The sequence below is a fragment of the Nocardia sp. NPDC004711 genome (genome assembly GCF_053601595.1).
The window spans coordinates 1-1331 of the sequence record NZ_JBSGCB010000189.1 but is presented as its reverse complement, the minus strand read 5'-3'; the positions used below and the strand labels follow the sequence as shown (position 1 = coordinate 1331).

General features: G+C 66.9%; 1 protein-coding gene. It reads right to left on the bottom strand.

What is annotated here, in order from left to right; translation table 11 throughout:
* On the bottom strand, nt 1-1154 hold a 1154-nt coding region (locus tag ACWEKS_RS49380), incomplete at its 3' end, for an IS110 family transposase (RefSeq protein WP_452346609.1).
* Nucleotides 1155-1331 lie beyond the last annotated feature (177 nt).

The following is a 1331-nucleotide window of genomic DNA, read 5'->3' as shown; positions in this document are numbered from 1 at the left end:
CGGTGCTCGCGGATCAGTGCCCAGAGCACGTTCACGCGGCGGCGGGCCAGGGCGAGGACGGCTTGAGTGTGTTTCTTGCCTTCGGCGCGTTTGCGGGTGTAGAACTTCTTCGATTCGGGGCTACAGGTGAGCGAGATCATCGCCGATTGATAGAAGACACGGTTGAGGCCGCGGTGATATCGCTTGGGCCGGTGCAGGTTCCCGCGTATTCGCCCGGAATCCCGTGGCGCCGGCGCGAGTCCGGCGAACCCGGCCAGCCGGTCGGGGGTGCCGAAGAAGGCCATATCGCCGCCGGTGGCCGCGAGAAATCCGGCGCCGAGCACCGTTCCGATGCCGGGCAGACTGACGATCACCTCGGCGAGTTCGTGGCGGTGAAATCCGCCCTCGATGAGCTTGTCGGTGTCCTTGATTCGCTCGTTGAGGGCCATCACCTCTGCGGCCAGCGCCGCGACCATCGACGCGGTCAACTCCTCACCGGGCAGGCGGGTGAGCTGGCGCTGGGCGGCTTCGAGCGCCGCCGCGGCGATCTTACCGGGACTTCTGACTTTCCTTGTCCGCAACCAGGTTTCGAGCCGCGCCACGCCGATGCGGCGCAGCGCGGCGGGGGTCTGGTAGCTGGTCAGCAGCGTCAACGGACCGATCAGGGTGAGGTTGCCCAACGCCCGGTCCAGCGCGGGAAATATGCCGCTGAGCAGGCCCCGCAGCCGGTTGATCGCGCGGGTTCGGTCAGCGACGAGATCGGCGCGGCGGGTGGTCAACAGCTTCAGCTCGATGGTGACTTCGTCGCCGGGGCGCAGCGGATGCAAATCACGGCGCATCCGGGCCTGGTCGGCGATGATCGCGGCATCGCGGGCATCGGTCTTACCTTCGCCGCGATAGCCGCCGGCTGCGCGGTTGAGGGTCCGCCCGGGGATATACAGCAACGGCTGATCCCGCGCCACTAGCAGCCCGATCAGCAGCGCGGCACCACCATCGGGCACGTCCACCGCCCACACAACTTCCTCCGCCAGCGCCACCACCTCGTCGATGAGTCTCACCAGTTCCGGTTCATCGTCGGCGATCCGACGAGACACAAGCCGTTTGCCGTCGGAGGCGATGACCACACAGTGGTGCTCCGCCTTCCCGATGTCCACACCAGCCCAGACCCGGGCCATGCCCACCTCCATCAGCTCGTTGGAACTCAACGCCGCAGACGACCGCGCCGACGTTGCCCTACACAGCGATTCGCTCGCACATCCCAATATGCGGCCAGGGTCGTCACGGGGAACCGAGCGGCCAAGCAGTCCGAGCCACCAGCGGCACACGCATCAAAGCCACACCCGATTCCCCTG